This is a genomic window from Rouxiella aceris (genome assembly GCF_012933545.1).
Taxonomy (GTDB): domain Bacteria; phylum Pseudomonadota; class Gammaproteobacteria; order Enterobacterales; family Enterobacteriaceae; genus Rouxiella; species Rouxiella aceris.
Window position 1 is genome coordinate 105,037 of record NZ_JAADJU010000010.1, and the last position, 24,038, is coordinate 129,074.

The 24,038-nt window shown below is 50.4% G+C and carries 24 protein-coding genes and 2 tRNA genes; 15 read left to right on the forward strand and 11 right to left on the reverse strand.

From position 1 onward, the window contains the following. Positions 1-30 precede the first annotated feature (30 nt). The 4 genes from tyrS to anmK all read right to left on the reverse strand — a co-directional run bounded on the left by tyrS (position 31) and on the right by anmK (position 3,925). Positions 31-1,305 (reverse strand): tyrosine--tRNA ligase, encoded by a 1,275-nt coding sequence (tyrS, locus tag GW590_RS18190; RefSeq protein WP_169404501.1) that lies wholly within the window; start codon positions 1,303-1,305, stop codon positions 31-33. Positions 1,306-1,535: 230 nt separating this feature from the next. Continuing rightward, positions 1,536-2,213: a pyridoxamine 5'-phosphate oxidase gene (pdxH, locus tag GW590_RS18195; RefSeq protein WP_169404502.1), complete on the reverse strand. Its 678-nt coding sequence runs from the start codon at positions 2,211-2,213 to the stop codon at positions 1,536-1,538. A 236-nt stretch (positions 2,214-2,449) separates the two neighbouring features. Beyond that, on the reverse strand, positions 2,450-2,755 hold the full coding sequence (locus GW590_RS18200) for an MliC family protein (protein WP_169404599.1): 306 nt from the start codon (positions 2,753-2,755) through the stop codon (positions 2,450-2,452). Between the two features lie 45 nt (positions 2,756-2,800). Continuing rightward, on the reverse strand, positions 2,801-3,925 hold the full coding sequence (gene anmK / locus GW590_RS18205) for an anhydro-N-acetylmuramic acid kinase (RefSeq protein ID WP_169404503.1): 1,125 nt from the start codon (positions 3,923-3,925) through the stop codon (positions 2,801-2,803). Between the two features lie 595 nt (positions 3,926-4,520). Here anmK and GW590_RS18210 point away from each other — a divergent pair. Beyond that, the gene (locus GW590_RS18210) at positions 4,521-4,994 is read left to right on the forward strand and encodes an outer membrane lipoprotein (RefSeq protein ID WP_169404504.1); all 474 of its coding nucleotides are present in this window, start codon (positions 4,521-4,523) and stop codon (positions 4,992-4,994) included. Between the two features lie 83 nt (positions 4,995-5,077). Here the strand turns inward: GW590_RS18210 and slyA are convergent, their stop codons facing one another. Continuing rightward, a complete protein-coding gene (slyA, locus tag GW590_RS18215) occupies positions 5,078-5,512 on the reverse strand; it encodes a transcriptional regulator SlyA (protein WP_169404505.1) in 435 nt (144 codons plus the stop codon). Positions 5,513-5,704: 192 nt separating this feature from the next. Between slyA and GW590_RS18220 the strand changes: the two genes are divergently transcribed. The 3 genes from GW590_RS18220 to GW590_RS18230 are packed head-to-tail and all read left to right on the forward strand — an operon-like array spanning position 5,705 to position 8,852. Next, on the forward strand, positions 5,705-5,941 hold the full coding sequence (locus GW590_RS18220) for a DUF1656 domain-containing protein (RefSeq protein WP_169404600.1): 237 nt from the start codon (positions 5,705-5,707) through the stop codon (positions 5,939-5,941). A gap of 4 nt (positions 5,942-5,945) precedes the next feature. Beyond that, entirely contained in the window at positions 5,946-6,803 is an 858-nt protein-coding gene (locus GW590_RS18225) for an efflux RND transporter periplasmic adaptor subunit (RefSeq protein WP_169404506.1), read from the forward strand. A gap of 9 nt (positions 6,804-6,812) precedes the next feature. Then, on the forward strand, positions 6,813-8,852 hold the full coding sequence (locus GW590_RS18230; RefSeq protein ID WP_169404507.1) for an FUSC family protein: 2,040 nt from the start codon (positions 6,813-6,815) through the stop codon (positions 8,850-8,852). A gap of 1 nt (position 8,853) precedes the next feature. Here the strand turns inward: GW590_RS18230 and GW590_RS18235 are convergent, their stop codons facing one another. After that, a complete protein-coding gene (locus GW590_RS18235; RefSeq protein ID WP_169404508.1) occupies positions 8,854-9,750 on the reverse strand; it encodes an aldo/keto reductase in 897 nt (298 codons plus the stop codon). A 109-nt stretch (positions 9,751-9,859) separates the two neighbouring features. Beyond that, positions 9,860-10,099, reverse strand: coding sequence for a DUF1289 domain-containing protein (locus GW590_RS18240; RefSeq protein WP_169404509.1), 240 nt, complete (start codon positions 10,097-10,099; stop codon positions 9,860-9,862). A 167-nt stretch (positions 10,100-10,266) separates the two neighbouring features. Here GW590_RS18240 and GW590_RS18245 point away from each other — a divergent pair, with 167 nt between their 5' ends. The 4 genes from GW590_RS18245 (at position 10,267) to rnt (ending at position 13,542) form a co-directional block, all read left to right on the forward strand. Then, the gene (locus GW590_RS18245) at positions 10,267-10,875 is read left to right on the forward strand and encodes a TetR/AcrR family transcriptional regulator (protein ID WP_169404510.1); all 609 of its coding nucleotides are present in this window, start codon (positions 10,267-10,269) and stop codon (positions 10,873-10,875) included. A gap of 110 nt (positions 10,876-10,985) precedes the next feature. Continuing rightward, positions 10,986-12,083 carry an alkene reductase gene (gene nemA, locus GW590_RS18250; RefSeq protein WP_169404511.1) on the forward strand — a complete coding sequence of 366 codons (1,098 nt, stop codon included), beginning with the start codon at positions 10,986-10,988 and terminating at the stop codon, positions 12,081-12,083. Positions 12,084-12,342: 259 nt separating this feature from the next. Continuing rightward, on the forward strand, positions 12,343-12,750 hold the full coding sequence (gloA, locus tag GW590_RS18255) for a lactoylglutathione lyase (protein ID WP_169404512.1): 408 nt from the start codon (positions 12,343-12,345) through the stop codon (positions 12,748-12,750). A gap of 93 nt (positions 12,751-12,843) precedes the next feature. Then, on the forward strand, positions 12,844-13,542 hold the full coding sequence (gene rnt, locus GW590_RS18260; RefSeq protein WP_169404513.1) for a ribonuclease T: 699 nt from the start codon (positions 12,844-12,846) through the stop codon (positions 13,540-13,542). 65 nt (positions 13,543-13,607) lie between these two features. On the opposite strand, the gene GW590_RS18265 is transcribed toward rnt, so the two are convergent. Next, positions 13,608-13,955, reverse strand: coding sequence for a Grx4 family monothiol glutaredoxin (locus tag GW590_RS18265; protein ID WP_169404514.1), 348 nt, complete (start codon positions 13,953-13,955; stop codon positions 13,608-13,610). Between the two features lie 547 nt (positions 13,956-14,502). Here GW590_RS18265 and GW590_RS18270 point away from each other — a divergent pair. Then, the gene (locus GW590_RS18270; protein WP_169404515.1) at positions 14,503-15,393 is read left to right on the forward strand and encodes a C40 family peptidase; all 891 of its coding nucleotides are present in this window, start codon (positions 14,503-14,505) and stop codon (positions 15,391-15,393) included. A gap of 190 nt (positions 15,394-15,583) precedes the next feature. Here GW590_RS18270 and cydH read toward each other — a convergent pair whose 3' ends face one another. Next, positions 15,584-15,673 carry a cytochrome bd-I oxidase subunit CydH gene (cydH, locus tag GW590_RS24645; protein ID WP_169404516.1) on the reverse strand — a complete coding sequence of 30 codons (90 nt, stop codon included), beginning with the start codon at positions 15,671-15,673 and terminating at the stop codon, positions 15,584-15,586. A 446-nt stretch (positions 15,674-16,119) separates the two neighbouring features. On the opposite strand from cydH, the gene purR reads away from it, so the two are divergent. After that, positions 16,120-17,151, forward strand: a complete 1,032-nt coding sequence (purR, locus tag GW590_RS18280; RefSeq protein WP_169404517.1) for an HTH-type transcriptional repressor PurR — start codon at positions 16,120-16,122, stop codon at positions 17,149-17,151. Between the two features lie 40 nt (positions 17,152-17,191). Here the strand turns inward: purR and punR are convergent, their stop codons facing one another. Next, the gene (gene punR / locus GW590_RS18285) at positions 17,192-18,094 is read right to left on the reverse strand and encodes a DNA-binding transcriptional activator PunR (RefSeq protein ID WP_169404518.1); all 903 of its coding nucleotides are present in this window, start codon (positions 18,092-18,094) and stop codon (positions 17,192-17,194) included. A gap of 167 nt (positions 18,095-18,261) precedes the next feature. On the opposite strand from punR, the gene punC reads away from it, so the two are divergent. After that, positions 18,262-19,461 (forward strand): purine nucleoside transporter PunC, encoded by a 1,200-nt coding sequence (punC, locus tag GW590_RS18290; protein WP_169404519.1) that lies wholly within the window; start codon positions 18,262-18,264, stop codon positions 19,459-19,461. A gap of 345 nt (positions 19,462-19,806) precedes the next feature. After that, complete coding sequence (gene cfa / locus GW590_RS18295; RefSeq protein WP_169404520.1) at positions 19,807-20,958, forward strand: cyclopropane fatty acyl phospholipid synthase; 1,152 nt, start codon at positions 19,807-19,809, stop codon at positions 20,956-20,958. A gap of 90 nt (positions 20,959-21,048) precedes the next feature. On the opposite strand, the gene GW590_RS18300 is transcribed toward cfa, so the two are convergent. Next, positions 21,049-21,702 carry a riboflavin synthase subunit alpha gene (locus GW590_RS18300; RefSeq protein ID WP_169404521.1) on the reverse strand — a complete coding sequence of 218 codons (654 nt, stop codon included), beginning with the start codon at positions 21,700-21,702 and terminating at the stop codon, positions 21,049-21,051. Positions 21,703-22,002: 300 nt separating this feature from the next. Between GW590_RS18300 and GW590_RS18305 the strand changes: the two genes are divergently transcribed. The 3 genes from GW590_RS18305 to GW590_RS18315 all read left to right on the forward strand — a co-directional run bounded on the left by GW590_RS18305 (position 22,003) and on the right by GW590_RS18315 (position 23,755). Continuing rightward, the gene (locus GW590_RS18305) at positions 22,003-23,376 is read left to right on the forward strand and encodes an MATE family efflux transporter (RefSeq protein WP_169404522.1); all 1,374 of its coding nucleotides are present in this window, start codon (positions 22,003-22,005) and stop codon (positions 23,374-23,376) included. Between the two features lie 192 nt (positions 23,377-23,568). Then, positions 23,569-23,645: transfer RNA gene (locus GW590_RS18310), tRNA-Val, on the forward strand. Positions 23,646-23,678: 33 nt separating this feature from the next. Then, a tRNA-Val gene (locus tag GW590_RS18315) sits at positions 23,679-23,755 on the forward strand. Positions 23,756-24,038 lie beyond the last annotated feature (283 nt).

Genomic DNA, 24,038 nt, shown 5'->3' on the forward strand with positions numbered 1-24,038 from the left:
AGGTTGGACGGTGCTTGCCGGCGGTTCAGATTATTTCCAGGTGATCAGACAGTAGTGCTTTTTACCACGACGCAGCAGCGTGTAGCGGCCAAACAAACGGTCGCTGTCACTAAAGCGGTATTCCGCATCAGCCTGCTTTTCACCGTTAAGGTTGATGGCATTAGAGGCAATCATGGTACGAGCCTGCCCACGTGAAGGCACCAGCTCAGCGCTCACCAGCGCCTGCTGCAAGTCGGCATCACCATCCAGCTCCAGAGTCGGCATACCGTCCTGCGCCAGTTGGGCAAAATCCGCTTCGGTCATATCGCTCACTGCGCCGGAGAACAGGCTGGCGGTGATACGACGTGCCGCGGCCAGACCTTCTTCCCCGTGAACCATACCGGTGACCAGTTCCGCCAGAACATACTGCGCACGAGGTGCTTTACCGCTGTTTTTGTCTTCTTCTTCCAGCGCATTGATCTCTTCAATACTCATAAAGGTAAAGAATTTCAGGAAGCGGTAAACGTCGGCATCCGCGGTATTGATCCAGAACTGATAGAATTTATATGGGCTGGTTTTCTTCGGATCCAGCCAGACAGCGCCGCCCTCGGTTTTACCGAATTTGGTGCCGTCAGCCTTGGTGATCAAAGGAACAGTCAAACCAAACACCTGTTTTTGATGCAGGCGACGGGTCAGATCGATACCGGAAGTAATATTACCCCATTGATCCGAGCCACCAATTTCCAGTTCCACCTGATGCAGGTCGTACAGTGAAGCGAAATCGTAGCCCTGCAACAGGTTGTAGGAGAACTCGGTAAAGGAGATACCGCTGTCATCACGATTAAGGCGTTGCTTGACCGCTTCCTTGTTAATCATCTGATTAACAGAAAAATGCTTGCCAATATCGCGCAGGAAAGTCAGCACGTTCATATTGCCAAACCAGTCGTAGTTATTGGCCGTTATCGCGCTGTTTTCGCCGCAGTCAAAATCGAGGAAAGGCGAAACCTGATTACGGATTTTCTCAACCCATTCATTGACGGTTTCACTGGTATTCAATTTGCGTTCGGTAGCTTTAAAACTCGGATCACCAATCAAACCGGTGGCACCGCCCACCAGCGCAACGGGTTTATGACCGTTCAACTGGAAGCGTTTCAGGCAGAGCAATGGCACCAGATGGCCCAAATGCAGGCTATCAGCGGTAGGATCGAAACCGCAATAGAGTGCAATTGGCCCTTGCGCCAGTCGCTCTGCTAACGCTTTTTCGTCCGTCACCTGGGCAATCAGCCCCCGCTCCTGCAATTGTTGAATCAAGTTGCTGCTTGCCATCAAAAACTCCGTCAATTCTGCGAAATCGTTTATCGATATTTAATAAGCACCCGCAACGCCTGAACATCCGGACCAGGGTCGGTTTCAGCACGCCGGGCACTTTAAGGAATACAAATATCTTAGCCCTGCCCGCTGAAATTTACCGGCGGCGACAGAACAGGAAATTGTAAGAGCCATAGAATAAAGCGCTCGCGAGGCAAGCGCTAGGTTTTCAGACAATTTTTACCCGCTTAAGGGGCCAATCGGTCTATTTTCCAACCGCTTGTCGGGCTACTGGCCGCCGATGCTTCTTCCCGCTGGTAAATAAAGCGGTCATGGAGGCGATGTTCGCCCCCTTGCCAAAACTCCATGGAGTCAAATTTAACGCGAAATCCTCCCCAGAAACTCGGCAACGGCACTTCGCCCTGGCTAAATTTCTGCTTAAGCTCAAGGAATTTGCTCTCCAGGATGCCGCGCGCTGAGATCCGAGTCGACTGCTGGGAGACCCAGGCACCGATCTGGCTGTCTTTGGGACGGCTGGTGAAGTATTTCATAACATCGAAGGTTGGCAGGCGTTCGGCCTGGCCGAGGACAATCACCTGGCGGTCGAGCATATGCCAAGGAAACAGCAGGCTGATGCGTGGATTAAGCGCCAGTTGCTGCGCTTTACGGCTGCCGAGGTTGGTGAAAAACACCATACCATGTTCATCGTAATGTTTAAGTAACACAATGCGTTGATAAGGCTGACCATTTTCATCGACGGTAGCGACACACATCGCCGTCGGATCAGGTAATTTTGCCTCGCAAGCCTGTTTGAGCCACTGCTCAAACAGCGCCAGTGGTTCGGCGGTCAGATCTTTGCGGCGTAATCCGCCACGGGTATATTCACGCCGCAGGTCCGCGACATCAAATTGATTTTTTTCAGTCATATAAGTTCAATACGCAGAATGTAATGGGGGGATCTATACCCAACAGTATTTGACAGTGCGGCTGCACGGTGCAATCCCTTTGTACAAAGGCCTCGGGGGAGCGTTTGCACAAAGGCCGCAGCGCATCAAATACGACCAGGGTTATTCTGCGCCAGAGTTGGCGGGATAACAATCCTCTCCATCATCGATCTCTTTTCTCAATCAGCGGCTTACCCTGGCAGCGCTGTCGGTGAGAATTAACGCAACTGGCAATCATCAATAATCACATCATCACCCCGTTGAACCTTGGCAGTGGTCCCTTTCGACCAAAAGGTGTAGTGACCATCGCTATAGCGGGTACCCGACGCGGCCTGCACCTGTGGCAGATGCAACTGAACACCGTCAAGCAGCATATCTACCCGCTGCGCCGGTTTGTCGAGGGTCACGGTCAATGGCGTGGTACCACACTGATAGTGTAGTTGCACAGGCTCGGCTGGCTTATGGGCTATTTGGCTACAACCTGCCAGAGCAATACCGGCCACAACAATCATCACGTGTTTCATTTTTTTTCCCTGTGGTGAGGCAATATTACCGTCAGTCATCTTAGCCTACTGCTGGTTGACCGTTGAAAAAACCGGATAAATCGCACCTAGCACTGTTTCTCTGCTGGCACCGGTGACCGAAGGCAGATTTCCCGGCTGTCCTGACAGAGTGCGAAATGCCAGCCAGGCAAAGGCCAGCGCTTCCATATCGTCGCCACTGACGCCAAACAGATCGGTTGGGCTGACTTCAATTCCCGGCAACATTGCCGACATCCGAGCCATGATCAGCGGATTACGCGCCCCGCCGCCACAGACCAGCAAACGTTCACAGCCCCCGGCCAGTTTTACCTGGTTGACAATAGTGGTAGCCGTCAGCTCGGCGAGGGTAGCCTGGACATCTTCTGGTGGCAGGGGTTCATTACGCGACAATTGACGTTCAAGCCAGGCATGATTGAAATACTCGCGTCCGGTACTTTTGGGAGCGGGCATGGCAAAATAAGGGTCAGCCAGCATTTGCTGCAGCAGCAAGGCATTGACCTTGCCCTGCATTGCCCATTGCGCCCCTTTATCATAAGGCAGGGTCCGGTGCCGCCAGATCCAGGCATCCATCAGCATGTTTCCCGGCCCGGTGTCATAGCCGCGAATAGGCTGACCGGGCAGCAAAAGTGACAGATTGGCAATACCGCCGATATTAAGGATCATCCGTCGCTCGGAGGGATGGGCAAGTAGTGCCTGATGAAAAGCCGGAACCAGCGGTGCACCCTGCCCCCCCCAGGCCATATCCCGACGACGAAAATCACCAATAGTAGTAATACCGGTCATTGCGGCAATACGGTTATTATCACCAAGCTGCATAGAAAAAGTCGTCTCGCCCTGCGGCTGATGCCAGACAGTCTGCCCGTGACAGCCAATAGCCGTCACCTCTTCGGCGGCCACCCCCGACTGCGCCAACAAACCCAGAACGGCTTCGGCAAACAGGGTGCCAAGCTGTGCATCCAGCTCTCCTACCTGAGCCAGCGTCACGGCCTGTCCCTGGCACATGCCGAGTATCGCCTGTTTAATGGCTTGCGGGATGGGATGCGAATAACTCGCCTGCTGCGCAACCATACGTTCGTCTATCGCGGCCAATACGACATCAACACCATCAAGACTGGTGCCTGACATCACGCCAATGTAGCGACCTGACTTCATCGATAGCATCTTTTTTAGCTCCCTTATCGAACCGGAAAGAATAAAAATTCACTATATCCAAAATAATTTGCGTTGCCCCATGGCGGTAACAACAGCAATCCCCAGGCACATCGCTCACGCAGTGACCGGAAGCAGCCAGTAAGGATACAGTTTGAAGTATGACGGTTATAAAACAAAATTATCAAGGCAAGGCTCTGTTTTAGTTTATCTTTTTTTAAAGGTGTGAGGACGAACCTGATTTTTTCAATAATTTCACCACGTAAAGCAGTATGAAAAGTGCCTTACTTAACAACGATCCCTTGCGACTGAGGCAAAATTAAACCAATGTTTAGTATTAGTTGATGGGTGTGTCTATAAGATATTCGCCAGTTTGCGTTATGATAATAGCTGGCACTGCCTACCCTGATGTGAAATGTGTCCCGATTTACAACACTGAACGAGTCTACCCAAAAGCCTTCCGGATCCAGGTTGGCAGCAACTCAGTCCGTACTCATGCGCTTGCGTTAAGTGCCTGAGAGGGATGGTTAGCGCCTTTGGCATCTGGACGCGCGAACGACGCAGGCAAGATCGGTGTGTCATTAAACAGGAGTTTTTTATGATTAAGCGTATTCTCATCGTTGCACTGGTTGGCACCACCCTGGTGGGTTGTGTCAGCGATAATACCTTGTCAGGTAATGTCTATTCGGCTTCACAGGCGAAACAGGTTCAATACGTGACTTATGGTACTTTGGTGTCTGTACGCCCGGTACAAATTCAAGGTGGCGATGAAAACAATGTGATTGGCGCCATCGGTGGCGCAGTGTTAGGCGGGTTCCTCGGTAACACCATTGGCCGCGGTACCGGACGCAGTCTGGCAACCGCAGGCGGTGCCGTTGCCGGTGCCGTGGCTGGACAGGGTGTGTCCAGCGCGATGAACCGCTCTAACGGCGTAGAGCTGCAAATCCGCAAAGATGACGGCAATACCATCATGGTAGTGCAAAAAGCCGACAGCAATACCCATTACTACGTAGGTCAGCGTGTCAGTTTGGCCAGCAGCGGCAGTACCGTCACTGTCTCTCCAGGCGTATAACCGCCACCTTCGTCTTATAAAAAAACCGGAACGCCTGGCAACAGGGTTCCGGTTTTATCAGGAATGGGCACGACGGTCATTCATTAAGATTTATTGTGCAATGACGCAATGTTTTTTTCTAATCTTGCCAGCATGTTCAGCAACAGTTGGATATCTTCAGAAGACATTCCCGATAAAATTTCCTGACGAGTATCATCGATCACCGTTTCCATCTGATGGATGATTGGTGCTGCCTCTTCCGTCAGTTTAATGCGTTTTGCACGACGATCGCTGGCGCAGGTTTGACGGGTTATCAGCTTTTTTTCTTCCAGTTGGTCAAGGGTTCTGACCAATGATGGTTGTTCAATACCAATCGCTTTTGCAAGCTGAATTTGCGACTGTTCAGGTGGCAAAATATTGATGTTGTGTAACGTCACCCAATGCGTCTGCGTGAGCTCTAATGGCTTAAGCCGATCGTCGATCAATGCACGCCAGACACGAACTAATCGTGCGAGATCTGACCCTAGGTTCGATTCCAATGCCCCCTCCTTATAATTAGCATGCTAAGATAACTCCCCAGAGTTTAGCTTAGTTCTCGTGGATTTAATCGTAAAATTACAAATATCCGCAGAATACGTAATACAATTAATCTGAGATCTGATGCCCTAAATGCCAAAATGCACCCAGAAGCCCGGTTATTTATAACACAACCTGATGCAGAGATTAATATTGTGATTAGCCAAATGTTCCATTCAGGCCCCCTTCTCCAGGATTTGGTTCTGGGTGCTTCGCTATATTTCCCTCCTATCTTTAAAGCATTTTTACTTGGACTGTTTATTTGGTTACTGATCCACCACCTGCTACGCGACCGGATTTATTCGGGTGAAATCTGGCATCCTGCACTTATGGATTTATCTCTCTTTGTCATCTCAATATGTGGTGCCTTGTTACTGATCGTCAATGAGTAAAAACATGAAATTCAAGACACTTAAGTATTTCTCAACGGTATTTGTCCTGGCGATTGCTTTATGCGCAGGATGGTGGATGTGGAACTATTACATGCAGTCGCCCTGGACTCGCGATGGAAAAGTACGAGCAGAGCTGGTCAACATCACCCCCGAAGTGTCGGGAAGGATCACCGACATTGCGGTTCATGACAATCAATATGTCAAAAATGGTGAGGTACTGTTTAATCTTGACCCGGAGCCTTTTAAAATTGCCGTCGATAACGCCCAAGCCTCAGTGGATAAAGCGGCGGCCGATCTCGACAAAGCCAATCATGAAGCGCAGCGCCGACGCGCCCTGGGTCGGAATGTGATTTCCAGCGAATCTCTCGATCAGGCCAATCTGGAAGCGCGATCGATGCAGGCCGCATTTGAAGCAGCTAAAGCCAACCTCAATCAGGCGCGCTGGAATTTAAGCAAAACCGCCATTGTCGCGCCCACCGATGGCTATATAACAAATCTTCAGGCGCGCAAAGGCAACTATGCCACCACCGGAACACCGTTGGTGGCACTGATCGATGCCCATTCATTTTATGTTTTAGGTTATTTTGAAGAAACAAAACTTAAACATATTAATATTGGCAGCCAGGCCGATATTATTTTGTACAACGGCAATGTTCCCTTGAAAGGACAAGTCGAAAGTATTGGTCGGGCAATATATGACCAGAGTGTCGAAACCTCTGGCGGTTTATTATTGGATGTAAAACCCAATGTTCCCTGGGTCCGATTAGCCCAACGCGTACCGGTACGCATCAGCCTCGATCATATACCGCAAAATTTGGTGCTGGTCGCCGGTACCAGTTGCACGATTGCTATTCACTATTAAGGACATACCGTGAATTTTTCGTGGCTGGAGTGGAAAAATACCCCCTGGGGGAAGGCAACCTCCGGCCAGTGGCGTTATGCGCTGCGTAATGCCATTGCCATGTGTCTGGCACTGTGGCTGGCCTTTGTGCTGCAGCTTGATGAACCCTACTGGGCCATGACCTCGGCGGCAGTAGTGAGTTTTCCTACCGTCGGCGGGGTGATCAGTAAAAGTATTGGCCGGGTGTTTGGCAGTCTGCTGGGTGCCTCAGCGGCGGTGCTTATTGCAGGACACTGCCTTAACGACCCCTGGCTGTTTACCCTGGCCATTGCCTCATGGTTAGGTATTTGCACTTACGCCGCCAATCTCTATCAGAATAACGTTTCCTACGCTTTTGCCTTGGCTGGTTATACGGCGGCAATTATCGCCTTCTCGACGGTGAACGTTACCGATACGGTGACCATTTTTGACATTGCCCAGGCCAGGGTCTGCGAAGTGATCAGTGGTATTTTATGCGGCGGCTTTATGATGATGGTGCTGCCCAGCACCTCAGACGGCGATGCGCTACTGACTTCGCTGCGAAAAATGCACAGTCAGTTGCTGGAACATGCCCAGTTGCTGTGGCGCAGTGAAGTCAGCAACCAGATCCGCGTCTCCCATGAAGGGGTGATCAGCCAAATCCTCACCCTTAATCTACTGCGCATCCAGGCCTTCTGGAGCCACTATCGTCTACGGCAACAGAATAATTTGCTTAATTTCCTGCTGCATCAACAGCTGCGCATGACCAGCTATATCTCCAGCCTGCGCAGAATGCTGCTCAATTGGCCAGATCCCCCGGAGCAACTTAATCAGGTGCTCAACCTGCTGCTCGAACAGCTGAGAAATCCGCAGATCAGCAAATACCAGTTAGCCCAAACCCTTAACCTGATCCGCCCCCGTGACCTGGCCGACTTTCGTCATCAGGCCTTTTGGCAACGCCTGCGCGATTTTTGCTGGTTATATCTGCGCACCGAGCGCCTGCTGCAACGGGTTGAAAATGCCAATCTGGTGGCGATGGAACAGATACAGGCACCGCGAGTCAGTCGGCTGACCCACCATGCTGACAGCTATGAGGCGGCCTACAGTGGCCTGCGCACTTTTATCTGTATTGTGTTGGCCTGTGCTTACTGGATCAACACTCAGTGGGATTCAGGGGCAGCAGGCGTGACTCTGGCTGCGATAGGCTGTGTGCTTTATTCATCGACCGCGTCGCCAATCAACAGCATTACCCTGTTGACCAAATCGCTGATCCTGTTGTTCATTGGCTGCTATGTTTTGAAATTTGGCCTGATGGTACGGATCAATGATTTTTGGCTGTTTTGCGCCCTGCTGCTGCCAATGTTAACCACTATGCAATTGTTTAAGCTGCAATTTAAGCGCTATGCCAGCCTGTGGGGACAATTGATTGTATTTGGTGGGTCATTTTTGGCGATCACTAATCCGCCAAGCTATGACTATCAATCTTTTATCAATGACGGACTGGCAAAAATTGCCGGTATCATGTTGGCGGGTATTGCCTTTCAGGTGTTGCGCCCCAGCTCTGACCAACGCAAAAGCCGTCGCCTGATCCACGCCCTGCGCCGGGATTTTATCGACCAGCTCAGCCGCAAGCCACAGCTGACACATTTGCAATTTGAGTCGCTGATCTATTACCGCATCAACCAGCTTAATCAGAGTAAAGATCAGCTTTCCCGCACCTGGTTACTGCGCTGGGGTGTGGTGTTGCTCAACTGTAGCCATATTGTCTGGCAGCTGCGCGACTGGGAAACCGGTTCAAATCCGCTGGCGAAAGTACGTGATATCTGCATTCATTGCCTGCGCGGCATTATGACCGAGCGCGGGGTAAGCCACCCGAAACTGGATGCCACACTAAGCGAACTGCTGCGTATCAGTGAGTCGCTGGCGCGGCATCCGGATCCTTCGGCACGCCAGTTGGCCGGGGTGATCTGGCGTCTGTACTGTTCGTTATCGCAGTTACAGTCCGCCATCAATATTGAGGATCCCCCGCCCGCAGGCGAAAAATCTGCCTGAATTAAGGCACGTCGTAGCCGAGCGCCGCCTTGCGAATGCGGAACCATTGCTGACGGTTGAGATTTAACGACAGAGCCTGCCAGGCCGACGCCACCCGTTCAATTTTACCGGAACCAATAATAGGTAACGGTTGTGACGGCAGACGCATAATCCAGGCGTAAACCACCTGTTCGATGTTTTCTGCGCCGATCTCTTGTGCCACCTGCTGCAGCTCTTCGCGCAGCGGCTGGTATTGAGCCTCGCTAAACAGACTACCACCGCCAAGACAAGACCAGGCCATCGGTTTCATTCGCAGCTGCTGGCACTGATCCAGCGTGCCATCAAGTAACGCAGGTTGATGCACCGGCGAAATTTCTACCTGATTGGTCACCAGCGCAAAAGGCAATCGCGATTGCAGCAGGCTGAACTGTGAGGGGGTAAAGTTGGAAACACCAAAATGTTTCACTTTGCCGCTTTGATGCAGAGCAATAAAGGCTTCGGCGGTATTATCGGCATCCATTAACGGGTCAGGACGATGGATCAGTAACAGGTCGAGATGGTCGGTATACATATTGCGCAAAGAACGTTCGGTTTGGGCAATAATATAGTCTTTATCAGTAATATAATGACCGATAGTGTTACCAGACGCCGCCATGGTGGCAATACCGCATTTGCTGACCAGTTGCATTTGCTGGCGCAGCGCGGGTTTCAGACGCAACGCCTGGCCAAAGGCCGCTTCACATTGATAGCCACCATAAATATCCGCATGATCGGCCGTGGTGATGCCTAATTCCACATGCTGTTGCATAAACGCCAACAGCTGCTGTGGTGTCATCTGCCACTCCATCAAACGCCAGTACCCACAAATCATGGAAGAAAATTCCGGACCCTGGGCTGAAATACGCGTGCGTTGTTCCATTTACTGTTTCCTTATCTCGTTATTTTATTGTGGCCAGCATAGCTTGTTGCCAAAGATTTTCATTGATGCCAAATCAGCAAATGCCACAAGATTAACGCACTAGGCAAGATCAAAACAGTGAGGGCTGCTCAGGAAGGGGATCGTCTGACGGTTTGGCGGCACGTTTCAAACGCAAGAAACGCTGATGACACAGTCTCAATACCTGCCTTTTTTCGACATCGCTCATGTTCAACCAGCCAAAACGCTCTTCACGGCTGCGAAAGCAACCGTGACAGTAGCCGTTGGGCCCAGACTGGCAAATACCACGGCATGGGCTGGGGATCTCGAAAAACTCAAGCTGCTGAGCCAAAAAATTCTCCGTATTCACGATTAAGCACGTAACAAACGCGCAGCAATTGCCTATATTTTATACCGCATTTATCAATATGTGCCATCTTTCGTTCACAAAGAGGAAATTAGCGCCAAATATCGCCGGTGACGGTTGACCTGGACCGACTGGTCTATTAATCTCGCCCTATGAATAAATCTGCCCCCCCACACAGCGATACCCGCGAACATTTACTGGCTACTGGTGAAGAACTCAGTATGCGCCTGGGATTTACCGCGATGGGGCTGACTGAAATTCTGACCACCGCTGGCGTGCCAAAGGGTTCCTTTTATCATCATTTCAAGTCGAAAGAAGCTTTTGGCGAAGCGATGATCCAACGTTATTTCGATAACTATGAGCAAGCGCTGCACCGGCATTTCAATCAGCCAAACGGTAATCAGCGCCAGCATCTGCTCAGTTATTATGCCCAGGCTATTACAAATTTTTGTAACAGCCAATGCCACAACGCCTGCCTGGCGGTAAAAGTTTCCGCCGAGGTCAGCGACTTGTCCGAACCCATGCGTCACGTGCTGGAAAAGGGTACCGCGACTGTAGTTAAACAGCTGGCCACGGCCATCGAGCAGGGTATTGCTGAAGGGTCGTTACAGGTTTTACAACCACCGGCAGTGGCCGCAGAGATTATTTATTCATTATGGTTAGGTGCCTCACTGCGCGCCAAAATAAAACACTCGGTGGCACCGCTTGCCGCCGCGCTGGAACTGTTGGAGATACTGCTACAACCTCCGGCTGGAGCCTGAAAAGAGCGGTAAGCGGCAAGTAGCTACGCAGATAAAACCGGGATTCTTTAGCCTTATGATGCCCGGGATCACAAATTATTATGAGTCGACCAGTCTATTCACAGGAGTTAATGAAAATGACCAAGCTTTTTACCCCACTTGTAGTTGGCAAAAAAACTTTACCCAATCGCGTATTTATGGCGCCATTGACCCGTTTGCGCAGCATTGAGCCAGGTGATATCCCGACGCCACTGATGGGCGAGTACTATGCACAACGCCATAGTGCCGGCCTGATTATTACCGAGGCGACACAAGTTTCGTTCCAGGCCAAAGGTTATGCCGGTGCGCCAGGTCTGCATACGCCAGAACAAACTGCCGCCTGGAAAAAAATTGTTGCCGGAGTGCATGCCAAAGAGGGTCATATTGCCGTGCAGCTTTGGCATGTGGGCCGTATCTCCCACAGCAGCCTGCAACCGGGTCAGCAGCCACCGGTAGCCCCTTCAGCCATTGCGGCAGGGACCCGTACCAGCCTGCGTGATGCCCAGGGTAATGCCATCCGCGAAGAGTGCTCTCTGCCACGCGCCCTGGAAACCAGCGAAATCCCGGGGATCGTTAATGATTTCCGTCTGGCTGCCGCCAACTCTCGCGAAGCGGACTTTGACTATATCGAGCTGCATGCCGCCCATGGTTATTTGCTGCATCAGTTTATGTCACCGGCTTCTAACCTGCGTGAAGATCAGTACGGCGGCAGCATTGAAAACCGTACCCGTCTGACGCTGGAAGTGGTGGATGCCACTGTGGCTGAAATCGGCGCCGATCGCGTCGGTATCCGCATTTCGCCGATGGGTCCTTTCAATGGTCTGGATAATGGCGAAGACCAGCAAGAAGCGGCCATTTACCTGCTCGATGAACTGAACAAACGTCATCTCGCCTATCTGCATATTTCCGAACCTGACTGGGCGGGTGGCAAAGCCTATACCGAAGAATTCCGTAAAATTATTCGTCAGCATTACCAGGGAGTAATCGTCGGCGCGGGTGCTTATACCGCCGAGAAAGCTGAAGAACTGATTGCCAAAGGCTATATCGATGCCGTGGCCTTTGGTCGTAGCTATATCGCCAATCCGGATCTGGTTGAACGCCTCAAGAGTCATGCAGCGCTGAATGAACCGAAAGCCGAAAGCTTCTACGGCGGCGGCGCACAGGGCTATACCGACTACCCTACCCTGTAATTGATTTTTATTGCGCATCACCACGGCGGCCATCATTTGATTGCCGCTCACACTGCTGACAAAGCCCGTTTTTAGGGAGAGTACACCTAGGGGTGCTATGCCCGGGTATCTCGATCGTCAAGACCACGTTGTCATCAAACTCGGCGGCAATCATTTGATTGCCGCTTTTTAGTGCAGTCAGGATCTCTCTTAAAGACAAAGCGATAGCATTGAGCTAGTGTAGTATTTATCAGTATTTAACCGGCAATCAGAGGAAATTATGCGTTTACTCCATACTATGATCCGCGTTGGCGACATGCAGCGCGCCATTAAATTTTATACCGAAGTGCTGGGTATGAAACTGCTGCGTACCAGCCAGAATACCGAATACAAATACGACCTGGCTTTTGTGGGTTATACCGATGAAAGCGAAGGTGCAGTGATCGAGTTGACCTATAACTACGGCGTAGAAAGCTACGAGATGGGTACGGCATTCGGCCATCTGGCGTTAGGCGTTGATAACGTTGCCCAGACTTGCGAAGACATTCGTCATGCCGGTGGCAAAGTGGTACGTGAAGCCGGTCCGGTAAAAGGCGGTTCCACCATAATCGCCTTCGTCGAAGATCCGGATGGCTACAAAATCGAGCTAATCGAATCAAAACATGCGGGTCAGGGTTTGGGCAATTAATCCGCTCTGCCATAGAAACCTTAAGGGCGCGAATTTGGCGCCCTTTCCTCATTTTTATCTTCCTTCCTGCATCTGGCCTGAAAATTTGCCATAATGCGCGCTGAATTCTTTAAACATAAGAAACCGATGGCTGCCAAAAGTGACATTAACGCCCTGAGAGGCCGTTTCCGCGGGTTTTATCCCGTGGTGATAGATGTAGAAACCGCCGGGTTTAATGCCCAAACCGATGCCTTGCTGGAAATTGCAGCCGTGACCTTACGTATGGATGAGGACGGCTGGCTGCACAACGATGAGACCGTGCATTTTCACGTTGAGCCGTTTGAGGGGTCGATTCTCCATCCTGAAGCCCTGGCATTTAATGGCATCGACCCGACCAATCCACTGCGCGGTGCAGTGAGTGAGTACGACGCGCTACACGCTATTTTTAAAGCGGTACGCAAAGGTATGAAAGAGCAGGATTGCAACCGTGCGATTATCGTGGCGCATAACGCCAATTTTGACCACAGCTTTCTGATGGCTGCCGCTGAGCGTGCCGGTCTTAAGCGCAATCCTTTCCATCCTTTTGCCACCTTTGATACTGCGGCATTAAGCGGATTGGTATTGGGACAAACCGTACTGGCCAAAGCCTGTATCAGCGCCGGGATGATTTTCGACAGCTCGCAGGCCCACTCGGCCTTGTATGATACCGAGCAAACGGCACACTTGTTCTGTGAGCTGGTCAACCGCTGGAAACGTCTGGGAGGCTGGCCATTGCCCATCGACGCCGACGAGGAAGCGCCGCAAGAGCAGTAAAGCTTTTTTCTATCGGGCAAAAAAAAGCGGCTATTTCAGCCGCTATCTTTTTGAAGAAAGGTCACTTACTCAGACTGTTCTTCTTTCGATTTGTACTTGTCGGCAGTTTCTTTGATCAACTGCTGCAATTCACCGCGTTGATACATCTCAATCACGATATCACAACCGCCTACCAGTTCACCGTCAACCCACAGCTGTGGGAAAGTTGGCCAGTTGGCAAATTTTGGCATCTCGGCGCGAATATCCGGATTCTGCAGGATATCCACATAGGCAAAACGTTCACCGCAGGCGGACAATGCCTGAACGGCCTGAGCCGAGAAACCGCAGCTTGGCAGTTTTGGAGAACCTTTCATATAAAGAAGGATCGGGTTCTCAGAAACCTGCTGTTTGATTTTTTCGATAGTAGTGGTCATTTTTTTGCTTCCTCAAGCCATTAATGGCTGTCTCGATCACCTGAAGTGAAATGAATGCTCTCGTTCTTGCTGCTTGTCCATACTCTGCCATCAAACGGGCGGTGACGACACAGTCATGACAGAAAAACCGGATCAACTGTCTACCATTGTAACGATGGCAGGCATCAGATAAAAACGCCATTTTTTGCAAGGTCTTTATCACGGTGTGACCTGTGATTGATGCAGGTAGGTCATGTCGGTGTTAGGCTAGCTCGCTAATTGCCCAATCAGGGCAAAAAAGACAGACGCACAGAATAACATTTTAATTTTGTGAGGTTAACCCAGGCGATCCTGAAAGGAACTTTTGCTATAAATAAGCTTAACCACCTGAAATTCAGGTTATTTTATCACCAACATAGCTCATTTTATCGGCAAAAAAAAAGATATTAACTTTTTCTCACAATATGAATTAGAATCGAAGCAATTCGTGCTGTTTTGTCTCCCCTTTTTGGGGAATACTGGTACATCTTTTGATGTTTAACTTCGGCCTAATATTGGTAGCGACGCTATGCGTTTAATGTTTACGCTTTTTGTGCTGCTCTTTACCCAGCTCTTTTTGAATTTGGCGCATGCTTCGCCAAGCAACCGTGTCTCCGCTGAACAAGGCGAAAAGCACAGTAGTCAGGCCAAACCTGACGAGCGACGAAAGCGAAAGATCGTGGCGAGAACCAGCAAAAAGACCAAGGTTGTTCCGGCAAAAGAGCAAGCAAAGCTCAAAGTCACCGCCAAAACAAAAGACCACAGCAAAAGCAAAGAAGCCGTGCATGCCAAGACCAAAGTTGATCACAAGCATCCTGTCAGCACCAAGCTGGTAAGACATAAAGCCGAAAAACCGGCAAAAGAGATCAAAAGCATTACCCGTGAAGTTGCCAGCACCAGTAGTGTGGTCTGTGCCAAAGAAGGGAAAAAAGCTTACGGCAGACACCGCAAACACAAGGCAGTTGCCGAGAAGTGTGCACCGGTAACATTGAGTGCCGCACATAAGAAAAAGTACATCAATGCCAAACAAACGGCGATGACCAAGTTGATGCACCAGGTCGGTAAGCCTTATCGTTGGGGTGGCACTTCGCCTCATACCGGTTTCGACTGTAGTGGTTTGGTCTATTACGCTTATAAAGATTTAATGCGCATTAAAATGCCGCGTACCGCCAACGAGATGTACCATTTGCGCGATGCGGCACCGGTTAAACGCGGTGAGCTTGAGTCTGGCGATCTGGTGTTCTTTAGGATCACTAAACGCGGTGCAGCGGATCACGTTGGGGTTTACCTGGGTAATGGCAAGTTTATCCAGTCACCACGTTCCGGCGAAGATATAAAAATCAGTTATCTGGCAGATGATTATTGGCAAGGGCACTATGTTGGCGCACGTCGCGTGATGACACCTAAAACGATTCGTTAAATAATGATTTCTCTATCGATAGATATGAATAGCATTTAACGAATGGTTTCCGAAACACGGGTCGTTATCATCGCACAGGCAGAACTACCAGTAAAAATTAAGCCAAATAGCAAAGGGCGATTTCTGAATAAGAAATCGCCCTTTTCATTGCTGCGTCAATGGTGGCCAACGCAGCCGAAGGGTGTCGCAATCAGTGCATAACCGCAGTGAAGCTAAACGCGATAATCATGGCAAAAGCGCAAACTACGGTAATTAATGAATATTTTAGGTTGGTATCCACGTAAACTCCTTACGAGATCAATTTAGGCCAAGCGACAAGGCCTTACTGTTTGTGAGCCATGTCATTTTGCCCAAGTATTGGCAAAATTACCACTTGCAATGCCTCGGAATTCGATAAATTTCAATAGACACTCTGCCAATCATCGCCCCGGGCCCAAAATAACATCACCGCATGCCGCGCCTTTCGCTCTGCGGACCATGGATAGGGGTTAAATGATGTCACTTGGGACGAAAAGATAAATTAGGCTTCCCCTTTTTACTGATATAAGAGAAAATTAGCGGTTACCGCACTGCGTGCTGATCGTCGTTAGACGCTTCTTTCAGGCCTCCCTGAAACAACCCAAAGATTCAACTGTATTAAATGTTTTATTTAGTTGAATCCACGCAGGCAAACGATTAACAAATAACTAACGTGCTGAAAATGGTTAGTTCAGGAGTGATTTTTACATGGCCACGATAAAAGATGTCGCCAAACGCGCCGGGGTCTCAACCACCACCGTGTCGCACGTCATCAATAAAACACGTTTCGTCGCCGAAGAAACACGCGCTGCCGTTCGCGCCGCCATTAAAGATCTGCACTATTCTCCCAGTGCAGTAGCACGTAGTCTGAAGGTTAATAACACCAAATCCATTGGTTTGCTGGCCACCTCCAGCGAAGCGCCCTACTTTGCCGAGGTGATTGAAGCGGTAGAGAATAGCTGCTTTGCCAAAGGCTATACGCTGATCCTGTGCAATTCCCATAATAATCTGGAAAAGCAAAAAGCCTATCTGGCCATGCTGGCGCAAAAACGCGTTGATGGCTTGTTGGTGATGTGTGCCGAGTATCCTCAGGAGTTGCTGGCGATGCTTGAAGAGTACCGTTCCATTCCGATGGTGGTAATGGACTGGGGCGAAGCACAAAACGATTTTACCGATTCGATTATCGATAACGCCTTTGAAGGCGGCTATCTGGCGGGTCGCTATTTGATCGAGCGTGGACATCGCGATATCGGCGCCATCCCCGGCCAGCTCAACCGTAATACTGGTGGCGGTCGCTATCGCGGATTTTTAAAAGCGCTGCACGAAGCCAATATCCCCTTGCACGATGAGTGGGTGGTTCAGGGCGATTTTGAGCCGGAATCCGGCTACCAGGCAATGCAAAAAATTCTTAGCCAAAAACACCGGCCTACTGCCGTCTTTTGCGGCGGGGATGTCATGGCGATGGGCGCAATTTGCGCCGCCGACGAAATGGGGCTGCGCGTCCCGCAGGATATTTCAGTCATTGGCTACGATAATGTGCGTAATGCCCGCTATTTTTCTCCAGCGTTAACCACCGTGCATCAACCCAAAGAACGCCTGGGCGAAATGGCCTTTACCATGCTGCTCGACCGTATTATCAGCAAGCGCGAAGTGCAACAAACCATCGAAGTCAAACCGAAACTGGTGGAGCGCCGCTCCGTGGCCGATGGCCCTTTTCTTGATTATCGCCGTCAGCAGTAACTCTGCCCTCTTCACGCCTGCCGCTGCAGGCGTGAGGTTTTCACCTTAGCCATTCCTGATTCAGCGTCTCGCTTTCGCCGAGATAATCGAGCAACCAATCCAGTGCCGGGGATTGATTACGCTGGTCCCAACTCAGGCAGCATGGACTCTCCGGAAACGTATTTGCCAGCGCCAGTACGCTCAGCCGGTTTTCGGCAATCGCCGACGATGCCATATGTGCGGGCAGCATACCAACGCAGAGCCCCTCGCACAGACAATCAATGGCACAGGTCCAGTCCGGTACCACCAGGCGGCGCTGATTATCCAGCGTCCAGGTATCACGCTTGGGTAAATTCCGCGAGGTATCTTCAATGCAAAGCGCCGGATAAGGACGCAGCGCCTCATCATTTAGCGCGCCGTCAACGCTGGCCAATGGATGATGACGACTCACCACACAGTGCCAGGGTAGCGTACCCATATCGCGAAAGCTAAAACGCCCTCCCACCGGCACCGCCGTGGTGGCACCAATGGCCACATCGGCGCGTCCATCGGCCAGGGCATCCCACACGCCGTTAAACACTTCCCCCTGAATTATCAGCTCGGTATCGGGGAAAGCGCGATAAAAATCGACCACCAGTTGCCGGGTGCGCTGAGGTTTGACAATACGGTCCACCGCCACCCGTAGCTGACCACTCCAGCCATTGGCTACCTGCTGACACTGACGCCGGGTTGATATCATTTTTTTGATAAGCACCCGTGCTTCATCGACAAAAAGACGTCCCGCCGGGGTCAATTCCACATCGCGATGACGCCGCTCAAACAGCGGCACTGCCAGCCAGGCCTCCAGCTGTCTGACCTGATAGCTGATTGCCGAAGGAACGCGATTAAGCTCAGCCGCCGCGGCAGTAAAGCTGCCATTGCGCGCGACGGCGTCGACCACTTCCAGTGCATATTCAGACCACATGGTGACCTCTTGTCAGGGGACGGTTCATGCTGCATTCCTGCCTTCAAATTTTTTAATCCCATGGTGCAAATATTAGCGTTTCACAACCGTCAGGCCAAGCGGCTACACTGCGCGCAACGTTAGTCCCGCTATAAATTTTTAACCTTTCAGTAAATAAGAGATACATCATGAAACCCTCATTTGGCTTTTTACTCTACCTGGCCGGTTTAAGCATGCTCGGTTTTCTGGCCACGGATATGTATTTACCCGCCTTTGGCAGCATGCAAGCGTCACTGGACACCTCTGCCAGTGCCATCAGTTCAAGTCTAAGCATTTTTCTCGCCGGTTTTGCCCTGGCACAGCTGTTCTGGGGACCGCTTTCCGATCGTTTTGGTCGCAAACCTATTTTGCTTATCGGACTGGCGTTATTTTCCCTGGGTTGTCTGGGGATGATTTGGGTGCAGAGCACGCCGCTGCTGCTGGCCTTGCGTTTTGTCCAGGCGATTGGCGTCTGTGCGGCGGCGGTCAGTTGGCAGGCACTGGTCGTTGACCGTTATTCCAGCGAGGTGGCCAAACGGGCATTTGCCAGCATTATGCCACTGGTTGCCCTTTCACCGGCGCTGGCACCACTGGTGGGTGCCTGGGTGCTCAATCATTTTAACTGGCGGGTTATTTTCGCCTTGCTGTTGGTGATCAGTGTCCTGCTGTTGTTCTTCACTCTGACGCTCCAGGAGAAGAAAAAGAATCGTGCGCAGCTACGCCTGGCAAAAATCAGTCTGTCTGCCATGTTGGCTTGTCCAGTGTACAGCGGCAACGTGTTGATATATTCCGCCTGTTCGGCCGGCTTTTTTGCCTGGCTGACCGGTTCACCGTTTATTTTAAGCGAAATGGGTTACGGGCCGGCGGTGATCGGTCTGAGTTATGTGCCGCAAACCGTGGCTTTTTTACTGGGCGGCTACGGTTGCCGCATGCTGATTGCCAAAATTGATGGCAGCCGTCTGCTACCCTGGCTGTTATGTGGCTATGCCGTAAGCGTAATTGCACTTTATTTTATCGCCACACTGACACAGTCAACATTAGTTACTTTATTGATTCCCTTCTGTTTTATGGCGCTAGTTAACGGGGCCTGCTATCCGATTGTGGTCGCAAACGCATTAATGCCATTTCCTGCCAATACAGGAAAGGCCGCGGCGTTGCAAAATACACTACAATTAGGTTTGTGTTTTTTAGCCAGCATGCTGGTATCGACATTTATTGCACAGCCGCTGTTCTCTACGGTGACTGTCATGCTGACAACTGTCGCGCTGGCTGCAATGGGCTACTTTTTGGTAATACGAGCTGGAAAAACAGAGGAAGGAAAGTCTCGCCAAGCGAAGCATGCTAACTAATGTTATAATTACCCTACGTAACAATAACTTGAAGAATATGTCCGCCTGTAGCGATTTACTGTTGAGAATGCCTGCAGGCGAGCTTATACTCAATCAAACATTAGAAAGTAACACTTTTACAAAACTTTTATCACAATTAACTTTTTGACGCGCGGACTGCGTCACATTAATAAGTGCAAGCATATCTCACGTCGCCGTGAAATCCCCTTGAGCTTGTTAATATTTCCTCTGTTCATAGTCATATATCAGACAAGGCGGATTAACCGTCTGTTCTCATAAGACCTGCCAATAGCCAATGCTTGATAAGCAGGTTAATAAGTCAGAAGAGAAAGTGATGGAGAAGCTATGAGTTCATCGTGTGTAGAAGACCTGAGCATTCCAGACAATCAGTGGTACCGCATCGCCAGCGAAATGTTGGCCATGGCTGGCATTGAAGTCAATGGAACGCGCCCTTTTGACATTAGAGTAAAAAATCCCGATTTTTTTAAGCGCGTCTTGCAGGATGGCTCTCTTGGTCTAGGCGAAAGTTACATGGACAACTGGTGGGAATGCGACAGGCTGGATATTTTCTTTCAGCGCGTCGTTGCCGCCGGGCTGGAAAACAAACTCCCGCATCATCTGAAAGACACGCTGCGCATCGCCGCTGCGCGCCTGACCAATCTGCAATCAAGAAAACGTGCGTGGATTGTCGGCAAAGAGCATTACGATTTGGGAAATGATCTTTTCAGCAAGATGCTTGACCCCTATATGCAATACTCTTGCGGCTACTGGAAAGAGGCCACCACGCTCGAACAGGCGCAAGAAGCCAAACTCAAAATGATCTGCGATAAGCTGCAACTTCGGCCAGGACAGCGTCTACTCGATATTGGTTGCGGATGGGGCGGTTTAGCGGAATATGCAGCCCGAAACTACGGTGTCAGTGTTTTCGGCGTGACTATTTCGGCTGAACAACAAAAACTTGCCCAGCAACGCTGCGATGGTCTCGATGTCACCATCCTGTTGCAGGATTATCGTGATTTGAACGATCAGTTCGATCGCATTGTCTCCGTTGGCATGTTTGAACACGTTGGGCCAAAAAACTACCAAACCTATTTTGAAGTGGTTAAACGCAATATCAAACCTGATGGTTTGTTTTTGCTGCATACCATTGGTGCCAACAGAACCGATCTCAATGTCGATCCCTGGATTGATAAATATATTTTCCCCAACGGTTGTCTGCCTTCAGTCAAACATATCGCCCAGACCACTGAAGGGTTGTTTGTGATGGAAGACTGGCACAACATCGGTACCGATTACGATCGTACGCTGATGGCCTGGCACGAACGTTTTCTGAAAGCCTGGCCCAATCTGGCAGAAAAGTATTCCGACCGGTTTTACCGCATGTTCACTTATTATCTTAACGCCTGTGCCGGTGCATTCCGGGCGCGTGATATTCAGTTGTGGCAAGTGGTGCTTAGCCCGAACGGTGTTGAAGGCGGCATTCGCGTTCCGCGCTAAACCTTCTTTACGCAATAAAAAAACCTGAAACAAGTCGACTTGTTTCAGGTTTTTTATTTATGCGGCCATCAGGCGTTGGACGGCCAGGACTTATTCCGGCTGTTGCGCCAATGCGGCGGCGGCAGCCATTGCGGCTTCACGGCTGGCGAGTACGCGCTCAACGGTATCGACAATCGCCTGAGTTTGCGGATCGATTTCAATATTGATTTTGTCGCCGAGACGTTTTGTTCCCAAGGTGGTGCGTTCAAGGGTTTCCGGGATCAGATGCACGCAAAAACGGCTGGCTGTAACCTCGCCCACTGTCAGGCTGATACCATCAATACCGATATAGCCTTTGTGCAGAATATATTTCATATATTCGGTATGGGGCATACGCAGCCAGATCTGGCGATTATTTTCAGAAGTGAGGATTTTTGCCACCTCGGCGGTGCAGACGATATGCCCCGACATCAGGTGTCCGCCAATTTCATCACTAAAACTGGCGGCTCGCTCCAGATTAACTGCATCACCCTCTTGCAAATCACCGAGATTGGTCAGACGCAGCGTTTCTTTGATCATATCGAAACTGACCAAATCGCCCTCAATCTTGGTGACCGTCAGACAGCAACCATTATGGGCCACTGATGCTCCCAACGTCAGGTTCGGCAGCATCGCTGTCGGCATCTTGATAACATGTGTCCTGAAATTCGGTTTTTCGATAACAGACACTACTGTGCCCGTGCCTTGCACAATTCCGGTAAACATAAGCCCCGCCTCGTCAGTTCAATTTCATCAGCTTCAATTCTGTTAAGTTTGCCGCAGAACGTCACGAAAGCCAAACTCAAAGCGGGAAGAAAACAATATGCAGAACAAAATGGCAGCATAATGAGCCAATGTGAAATTTAAGCGGGTGATTTGCTAAAAAAAACCGACAAGGTACAATCTTTCAACAACCCGCAAGATATTGTCGCCGCCCACGGATGGCCTTTTTTGCTTTATCCCTCAACGACCTGCACTGTGCAGGTTATCGGGCATAGTTATCACTCATATTATAAAGGTGTAGGCGTGCAGAAGTACCTTACAGAAGCGCGTAGTCTATTGGCTCTCGCGATCCCCGTTATTCTGGCGCAAATCGCCCAAACAGCCATGGGTGTCGTCGATACCATAATGGCAGGTTCCGTTAGCGCAACGGATATGGCGGCCGTGGCCGTTGGCACATCCATCTGGCTGCCAGCCATTTTGTTTGGCCACGGTCTTTTATTGTCACTGACGCCAACCATTGCCCATCTTAATGGTGCCGGTCGACGGGAAAAAATTGGCGATCAGGTGCAGCAAGGCTTTTGGCTTGCCGCTGGCGTCTCTATTCTGATCATGGCGGTAATTTATCGCTGTGACCTGATGATCGGTCTGATGCATAACATCGATCCGCTTTTAAAAGAAAAAGCCATTGCGTATCTGCGCGCCATTATGTGGGGTGCCCCAGGCTATCTGTTTTTCCAGGTATTGCGCGACCAGTGCGAAGGCATGTCCAAAACCAAGCCGGGGATGGTATTCGGTTTTATCGGCTTGCTGGTCAATATCCCGGTCAATACTGTCTTTATCTACGGCAAATTGGGTGCTCCGGCCCTTGGTGGCGTCGGCTGTGGTGTAGCCACGGGAACCGTCTACTGGGTGATGTTTATCATGATGCGCATCTATACCAAACGCGCGTACTGGATCAAAGATATTGTGCCCAGTGCCCCCTTTGCCAAACCTGACTGGGCGATATTAAAACGGTTAATCCAACTGGGGATGCCAATCGCGCTGGCACTGTTTTTTGAAGTCACCCTGTTTGCCGTTGTGGCGTTACTGGTTTCCCCGCTGGGGATTGTGGCGGTGGCCAGTCACCAGATTGCCCTCAACGTCGGCTCATTAATGTTTGTCGTCCCCCTGTCGCTGGGGGTGGCGGCGACGATCCGCATTGGATCCGGCTTGGGGCGATCCTCCCCGGAAGCGGCCAAAGTCTCGGCCTATACCAGCATTGTTACCGGCATTATTATGGCCTGTATTATTGCGCTGACGGTGGTGATGCTACGCGGACATATTGCCCGGTTGTACAACGATAATCCCGACGTGGTCAGCCTGGCCTCGCATCTGATGCTGTTTGCCGCGTTTTTCCAGATATCGGATGCTACTCAGGTGATCAGCAGCGGCGTTTTGCGTGGCTATAAAGATACCCGCTCAATTTTTTATATTACTTTTATTGCCTACTGGATCCTTGGTCTGCCGATCGGTTATCTGCTGGCGCTGACTGACTACCTGGTTCCAGCCATGGGCCCTGGTGGATTTTGGTGCGGCTTTATTGTTGGTCTGACCTTTGCCGCCGCCATGATGGCCCTGCGCATGCGTTGGATACAAAAGCAGTCTTCATTTTCTATTTTACAACGTGCGGGGCGTTAGTTTTTCCTGACCGCCGGGTGCGCTGTTTTTAAGCAGCGCACCGCAATTAATGTTTAAATAATCAACGCAATGAGCACTCTGGCATCAATCACACGCAATATGTCAGGAAAATGCATTTTTTCCCTTGCCAGTCATCCGTCGTGCCGTTAATATTCGTCCCCGCTGCCAGCACTGGCAGACAGAGATAACGATGCGTCCGTAGCTCAGTTGGTTAGAGCACCACCTTGACATGGTGGGGGTCGGTGATTCGAGTTCACTCGGACGCACCAATTCTCTCTGGTTTCAAATTTGCTTTATGATGTGCGTCCGTAGCTCAGTTGGTTAGAGCACCACCTTGACATGGTGGGGGTCGGTGATTCGAGTTCACTCGGACGCACCATGCAAAGCACCGCGTTTTATGAATAAACTCCCTTTAAACATCTTATTTGACTTATATCAGCGACTCTCCTGCCGTTGTTCTTCCTTGTCACCGTTTTTCTCAATGCTTGCCGAATACTTACCAGGTTAATATAGAACCCGAATTGTTAATTTCTTAAAAATGATTGTTATATAAGGCCGAAGATTTAATATTTATTGCGCAACAAAGGCACAGATAACATGCATCCATTGCGCATCATGTGATTTTTTGTTTGGTTTCCCTGCCCCTTACCCCCTATACTATA